Raw genomic sequence first — 7576 nt, 5'->3', positions numbered from 1 at the left:
GGAACGACTAAAGCCACAGGCACGGCGGAACTGTGATGGGGGTAGCGAGGCGAGGCTTTCGTAGAGCATCTCCCGAGGGTGGTGACAGCGACTTTCTACACCGCTATTCTATTCGTGCAAGAGGTCTTTTGGAAGATGCCGTTGATTAGCCCACGAACTCCCAGGCCCCAGCGGAGGACGGATCGTTGATTCTTGGGTATCCTGTTGTCCAGACCATCGATTGACAGCGATCGGGGTGGGCCCCAGGGCCTGCCCCATCGAGCCGTCGTTGGGGCCACGCCACGGGGCTAATCCACCACAAATGCCATGCCGGTTTCAAAGCGGGTTTCACAACCAGACGATTACCTCGCACAGTTGCTTCAGCGGCTTTGGGCGATCGCCACAGGAGACACCAGCACTTACATTCTCAAGCGCACGTTGCAAGCCCTCTTAACCTTGCTGTTGGCTTCGGCCCTGTGCTTTGTGATTGTGGATCTGGCTCCCGGCAGCTATTTGGACACGATCGCCCAAAATCCGCAAATCAGCCGCGACACCCTCGCCCTCTACACCAAGCAATTTGGTTTGGATCGCCCCGCCCTTGAGCAATATTTGCGCTGGTTGGGTCAGGTGGTGTCCCAAGGGAACTTCGGTACGAGTTTTGTGTATCAACGATCGGTCACATCCCTGCTGGCGGAACGGATTCCCGCCACTCTCTACATGGCGGTGCTGTCGCTGCTGGCCACCTGGGCGATCGCCCTGCCGCTTGGGATTGTGGCCGCCATTCACCACAACCGCTGGGTCGATCGTGCCTTGCAGGTGATTAGCTATCTGGGGCAAGGCTTCCCCAGCTTCATCACGGCTCTGCTGTTGCTGTTTGTGGCCCAAAATCTCTCGCCCCTTTTGCCCGTGGGGGGCATGACCAGCCTGAATTTCAGTGAACTGTCCCCGATCGAGCAACTCTTAGACATTGGTTGGCATTCCATCTTGCCCACCATTGCCCTCAGCATCACTGGTTTTGCCGGCTTGCAGCGGTTGATGCGCGGTCAGCTTCTGGATGTGTTGCGCCAAGACTATATCCGCACTGCCCGGGCCAAGGGATTGCCCGAAGACCGCGTGATCTATGTCCATGCGCTGCGCAATGCGGTGAACCCGTTGATTACGCTCTTGGGCTTTGAATTTTCCAGCCTGCTGGGCGGTGCGTTCATCACGGAATATTTCTTCAACTGGCCGGGCTTGGGTCGGCTGATTTTGCAGGCGGTTCAAGTCCAAGATTTGTACTTAACGATGGCGAGTTTGATGATGGGCGCAGTGATGTTGATTTTGGGAAATTTGTTGGCGGACTTGTTGCTGAAATTTGTGGATCCACGGATTAATTTGCAATCCATGCAATAGGTGGGCAAACTATTTTCCAAAGTACGAATTCATCGCAGCTAGCTAAAAGCAAAATTAATGGCGGTGGTCTCCGGCCCGCCAGACCAAGGCCGATCGCCCAATCGGGATTTCGACTCAAGCTGTTTGAGCTTGGCGGTTATTAGGGATTGGGGGGTTGGGCTTTCGAGGGGGCGAAAAAACTGCTGCTGAGAAAATTGCTGCTGAAAAAATTGAGAAATGGCCGTTGCCACTGCTGGCCCCTCCACATCCAGGGGCAACACATGGCCCGATCGATCAAACCATTGCAATTCCACCGGGCCCGCCACCCGATCGCGCACCCACTCCGCCGCCTGGTAAGCAATGGTGCGATCGGCGTGGGAATGAGCCACAAACACCGGACAGGTGATCCGCTCCAGTCCCGCCTTGGCCCGTTGCGACAAGCGCCAGAGCACCCGCCCCGCCCGCGCATTTTCAAACTCATAGCAGGGGGCATAGAACCGGCGATTTAGGCGCTTGGGAATTGAAAAATTGAGCCAGCCCAAATATCGCGCCAAGACGGCTCCTCGAAAGGGCAGTTGCAGCGCCGGAGCCGTTACTGCACAGGCATCGAGCAAACCTTCCGCCGCCAGAATCAGGGCGATCGCGCCGCCCATGGAATCGCCATACATGGCCACAAAGTCATATTGCTCCCGGGCCCGACGCACTTCGTCTCGGGCTGCCGCCAACAGTCGATCGGGCGTGATTTTTGCAATTTCCCGTTCCTGAACGGGGCGATCGCGCCAGCCATGGCCCGGCAGCAAGGGCGCAACCACATCCAACCCCTGCTGGGCGATCGCCCGGGCCACAGGCCCCACCCCGTAGGGCATTGCAGTGAACCCATGGAGACCAATCACCACCCCGCGCGATCGGCCCTTGGTCGTCTCCTTGGCTGTGGTTAAAGCAGCCGCTAGCTGAAAAGGAACCGCATCCGGGTGCAATTGAGCGCGTTCTTGGGCCGACAGGGCCTCGAAACCGGAGAGGTAAGGACGGGCAGACAGAGGGGTGGCCATGGCAGTCACGGGCGATCAACAGCGATTGAAAGACAGAGGTCAGCCGTTGCATAAACGGCGGGCAAGCCACCTTCAGCAAATTCACTGACTCTGGGTTCAACCTATCCTGTCCTCGCTTCCTCGCTCAAACCCCCACCAACCGCTTTTTGAAGCGCCCCGATCGCCCTCAACCCCGATCGCGAGGGAGATCGGGGCAAATTACCCAGAACTCCTTCATTCATGGACTATGGAGTGGCGAGCGGCTAGCCCACCGGGGAAAGCTGCTCAGGGACAGTTTGGGAAATGGCACAACTTCCTAGGATTTGGGTCTTTCCAGAGATCCGCTCAAGTCTTGCGGTTCGTTTAGTTATGGCAGTAGGCGGCTGACGAAATTTCCCCAGACCGCTGCTGCTTGGCCGCTGTTGCCATCGGTGGGTTTGCGGGTGTCGTTGCCCAACCAAACCCCAGCCGTTAGGTTGCGGCCAGGCACATAGCCAATAAACCAAAGGTCGGCGCTGTCGTCCGTTGTGCCGGTTTTGCCCACGGCTCCGGGCACCTTGGCGGCCGATCGCCCCGTTCCTTGCACCACAACCCCCCGCAGCAGATCCGTCATGGTCTGGGCCACCTGGGGCGAGAGCACCGGTTGGTTAGCACCGGGCTGATCGGCCTGGGCATCGTACATGACGCGGCAGGTTTGCAGGTTTTGCGGGTCGGTGCAATCGCTGGTGTCCAGGACGCGAGTGATCGCCTTAGCGTGGTTAAAGCGGCCATTGTTGGCCACGGCAGCAAAGGCTCCGGTCATTTGCAGCAAGGTGGCTTCGCTTTCCCCCAGCACGAGGCCGGGAGTTTTGCGCAGGGGGCTGGTGACTCCCAATCGCTGGGCCAGACCAATCACTTCATCCAGCCCCACCGTTTCGGCCACTCGCAGGGCGATCGGGTTTTCGGACAGGGCCACGCCGCTGACCATGTTCAGGGAACCGCTGCCCGATCGACAGCCCCGAAACCGTTGCCCCATCCAATTCACGGGGGCACAACTGTAGGCGGTGTTGGGGCTGATGCCTTTTTCCAGGGCGGCCGCATAGGCAAATAGCTTGAAGGTGGAGCCGGGCTGGCGCAGGCCGTTGGCGGCGCGGTTAAATTGGCTGTCTTCAAAGCTGCGGCCACCACTCATGGCCAGAATGGCCCCATCAGTGGGGTCGATCGCCACGATCGCCCCTTGACTGACTCCGGCCCGGCCGCCCTGGGCATCAATGAACTGTTGCAGGGCCCGATCGGCCTCGGTCTGGGCTGCTAAGTTCAAGCGGGTTTCAATTAAGAAATTGCCTTCGCGGGCCACACTGGAACCAAAAAGCTGCTCCAATTCCTCAAAAACGTAGTTGAAAAAGTAGGGCGCACGGGTCGATCGCAAAATTTCCCGTGCTCGGGGACTCACCTCCACGCGCGATCTCCGGGCCCGCTTGAACTCCTCCAGGGTGACAGCGCCCTGATCCAACATCCGCTGCAAGACCAAATCTCGCCGTTGCACCGCTGTTTTGTAATTGCGGGCCGGGTTCCAGCGATTGGGGGCTGGCAAAATGCCCACCAGCATCGCCGCCTCGCCCAGGTCTAGATCCCGCGCGGATTTTTCAAAATAAAACCGAGCGGCATCCTCAAAGCCGGCCAAGTTGCCGCCCAAGAACACTTGGTTCATGTAGGCCAGCAGCAGCCGATCTTTGCCGTAGAAACTTTCCAGCTTCAGGGCCACGATCGCCTCTTTGATTTTGCGACCGGCGGAATTGTCTGACCCCACATAATCCCGGTAAAGGGTGCGGGCCAGTTGCTGGGAAAGGGTGCTGGCTCCCTGTTGCAATTCCCCTTCCCGCGCGTTCACCACCAAGGCCCGCAAAATCCCGATCGGGTCAACGCCAAAGTGCCAGTAATAACGTGCATCCTCCGAAGCCAGCAATGCTTTTTTGAGGTAGGGCGAAAATTCCCCCAGGCTCTTGGCTTCCTGGTGGGCCCGCCGCTCGATCGCCTGGAGCGGCTGCCCATCCCCCGCCACCACAATCACCGGGCCACGCTGGGCCTGGGGCAGGGGCAAAATCTGAATGCCCTGCCATTGCCAAATCACTGCCAAACTCACCAGCCCGATCGCCCCGGCTAACCCCGAAAGTCCATAGCGCAGAACTTGCACCAGGGGCGTTGGCGGATCCACATATTGCAGCCGCACCGAGTCCGCCAGCTCCGGCGGCCCCAACACGACCATTTCCCGGTGGCGCAAAATTTGCCCATTGATCCGTTTTTTGCCGCTGAATGTGCCGTTGGTGGAGTTGCGGTCTTCAATGGCAAAGGTGCTGCCCAAAAAACTGGGAACCCGCCGCAAGCCTGCGTGGGTGGTGCTGACCACGGGGCTGTTGAGGGGGATGTCGTTGGCCTTGCTCGATCGCCCCAAGAGGTAGTAGTCCCCCAACAGGGGATAGTCTCGGGGTGCGCTGCCCGCCTCATAGATCACAATGCGGGGCGGGTTGGCATTAGCCGCCAACTTCAGCCGGGCCAATTGCACCCGCGAAAGCTGGGTCACCGTTTGGCGCAGACGGCCCAGGATAGTTTTGGCGGGCTGAGGCGGAGGCGGCGTAGGATTTGGGCCCATAGGGCGATCGGGATCAAAATGACAGAATGGCCATCATTATTTCAACACGATCCTAGAAAAGCGCGTAGCGATCGCCGGCCACTGTCCACCTGCCCCCGGGTCGATCGGGATTATTCCCAACACCAGATCCCAACACCAGATCCCAAACACCAGATCCCAAACATTTCGGGAATTCCCAACAACTGCCAGGGCTTTTAGAATTTCTGGAATTTTAGAATTTCTGGAATTCCTGGATTTTCAGGCCATGCAACGGCCTCAAGAGTTGCCAGAATCTTGTCAAGATAACTTGAGAAACGCAAGGATTTGAAACGAATTCGAGAAAAATTGTTGAGAAACATCGACAACCATGGACGCTCCGATTTAGCCCCCCTTAGGCTGGGGAGATAGTGTTCAATCTGGCAATCCGAAGGCCATCGAATCGAACCATGAACCGACAACGCTATCAGTTTCGCTGCACCCTGACCTTTGGAGACATCTACGGCCAGATCATGGCTTGGTTGATCGTGATTTTCCTGAGCCTGGCCAGCGCGCTCGCCCTGTTGGGAGCCAGCAAGCCCCTGTATGCCCTGTCCATGGTTGGGTTGATTTTGGTGCTATCTTTACCTTTCCTGTTGTTTGCCTTTGTCACCACCCTGCTGAACCACATCGAATTTGTGGCGGTGGAGGCGGCGGCGGACTTGGCCACGGGTGGCGACTACGAACCCACCCAACCGGCCCAGGCTCTTTAGGACAATTTGGGGCTTGCCCATGAATGAGCCGCTAAACGAGTTAATTCACGATGTTCTGATCGTGGGGGGCGGGCTGGCCGGCTGTCGGGCAGCCCTGGAAATTGCCCGCCAAAATCCCAAACTCAGCATCGGACTGGTGGCCAAAACCCACCCGATTCGATCGCACTCGGTGGCCGCCCAAGGGGGAATGGCCGCCGTGTTGAACAACGTGGATCCCGAAGACACCTGGCAAGCCCACGCCTTCGATACGGTAAAGGGATCCGACTACCTCGCGGATCAAGACGCGGTGGCCATCCTCACCCAAGAAGCCCCGGAAGTGGTGGTGGACTTGGAACGTTTGGGGGTGTTGTTCTCGCGTCTGGAAGATGGGCGCGTTGCCCAGCGGGCTTTCGGGGGCCATTCCCATCGGCGCACTTGCTACGCGGCCGACAAAACGGGCCATGCCATCTTGCATGAGCTGGTGATGAATCTGAAGCGAATGGGGGTCACGCTCTACGAAGAGTGGTATGTGATGCGCCTGATCGTGGAAGAGGGCGAGGCTAAGGGCCTGGTGATGTTTAATCTGCGGGATTCCCAGCCAGTGCTGGCCCGGGCCCGGGCTGTGATGTTGGCCACGGGGGGCTATGGCCGCACCTTCAACACCACCTCCAACGATTACGCCTCCACGGGAGACGGGCTGGCCATGGCGGCCCGGGCCGGCATTCCCCTGGAGGATATGGAGTTTGTGCAGTTTCATCCCACGGGGCTTTATCCGGTGGGGGTGTTGGTGTCGGAGGCGGTGCGGGGTGAGGGGGCTTACCTGCGCAATGCGGCGGGCGATCGATTCATGGCGGACTATGCCCCCAGTCGCATGGAGTTGGCCCCTCGGGATATTACCTCTCGGGCGATCGTTAAGGAACTGCTAGCGGGGCGAGGCATTCATCTCGATGGCAGTGCGGGCGGCCCCTTTGTGCATCTGGACTTGCGGCATTTGGGCGAAGCAACGATCATGAGCCGCGTTCCCTTTTGTTGGGAAGAGGCCCATCGCCTGCTGGGAGTGAATGCGGTGGAGGAACCGATTCCGGTGCGCCCAACGATTCATTACTCCATGGGCGGCATTCCTACCGATGTGAATGGGCGGGTTCGCAGCAGTGGCACCGGGTTTGTGGAAGCTTGTTTTGCGGCGGGCGAGGCGGCCTGTGTGTCGGTGCATGGGGCCAATCGTTTGGGCAGCAACTCCCTGCTGGAATGCATTGTGTTTGGCCGGCGCACGGGCCGGGCGATCGCCCAATATTTAGACAGCGGGCGCAAGTTGCCATCCTTGGACGGATCGCGCTACCTGGCGGAGGCCCGGGCCCAACTCCAGGCCCTGTTGGAACATCCAGGGTCAGAGCGGATCGCCCAAGTGCGCCAAGATTTCCAAGACACCATGACCCAATATTGCGGGGTGTTTCGGACAGCGGACTTGATGCAAACGGGGCTGGAAAAGCTGCGGGAAATTGCCCAGCGAATCGAAAATACGAGGCTGGACGATCGGGGAACCTGTTGGAATACGGAACTGATTGAGGCGCTGGAGCTGCGATCGCTCTTTACGGTGGGGCAAACCATTTTGACCGCTGCTGAACGTCGCCAAGAAAGTCGTGGGGCCCACTGCCGTGAGGACTACCCCGATCGCAATGATCAGGACTATCTCAAACATACATTGGCCTATTGGTCGCCCTCGGGCATTGATTTGCAATATATGCCGGTGACGTTAGGCCTGTTTGAACCCCAAGCTCGCCAGTATTAATCTCCCAATTCATCTCCCAACTTAACCCCTGCTTGATTCAGTGGCCTTGAAATAAGCTGGTCTTGGGTTGGAA

The 7576-nt window shown here is 58.5% G+C and carries 5 protein-coding genes; 3 read left to right on the top strand and 2 right to left on the bottom strand.

Going from position 1 to position 7576, the window contains the following annotated elements:
* The first annotated feature begins 306 nt into the window (after positions 1-306).
* On the top strand, positions 307-1371 hold the full coding sequence (locus VPK24_RS04450; RefSeq protein WP_099532794.1) for an ABC transporter permease: 1065 nt from the start codon (positions 307-309) through the stop codon (positions 1369-1371).
* 38 nt (positions 1372-1409) lie between these two features.
* Here VPK24_RS04450 and VPK24_RS04445 read toward each other — a convergent pair whose 3' ends face one another.
* Both VPK24_RS04445 and VPK24_RS04440 read right to left on the bottom strand, forming a co-directional pair.
* The gene (locus VPK24_RS04445) at positions 1410-2399 is read right to left on the bottom strand and encodes an alpha/beta hydrolase (protein WP_393010910.1); all 990 of its coding nucleotides are present in this window, start codon (positions 2397-2399) and stop codon (positions 1410-1412) included.
* A gap of 346 nt (positions 2400-2745) precedes the next feature.
* Positions 2746-5007, bottom strand: coding sequence for a transglycosylase domain-containing protein (locus VPK24_RS04440; RefSeq protein WP_393010909.1), 2262 nt, complete (start codon positions 5005-5007; stop codon positions 2746-2748).
* 425 nt (positions 5008-5432) lie between these two features.
* Between VPK24_RS04440 and VPK24_RS04435 the strand changes: the two genes are divergently transcribed.
* Positions 5433-5735 carry a hypothetical protein gene (locus tag VPK24_RS04435; protein WP_393010908.1) on the top strand — a complete coding sequence of 101 codons (303 nt, stop codon included), beginning with the start codon at positions 5433-5435 and terminating at the stop codon, positions 5733-5735.
* Positions 5736-5754: 19 nt separating this feature from the next.
* Positions 5755-7503, top strand: coding sequence for a succinate dehydrogenase/fumarate reductase flavoprotein subunit (locus VPK24_RS04430; RefSeq protein ID WP_393010907.1), 1749 nt, complete (start codon positions 5755-5757; stop codon positions 7501-7503).
* Positions 7504-7576 lie beyond the last annotated feature (73 nt).

This window comes from Limnothrix redekei LRLZ20PSL1, from assembly GCF_043235035.1.
Taxonomy (GTDB): Bacteria; Cyanobacteriota; Cyanobacteriia; order CACIAM-69d; family CACIAM-69d; genus CACIAM-69d.
This window is presented reverse-complemented; position numbering and strand designations above follow the sequence as displayed.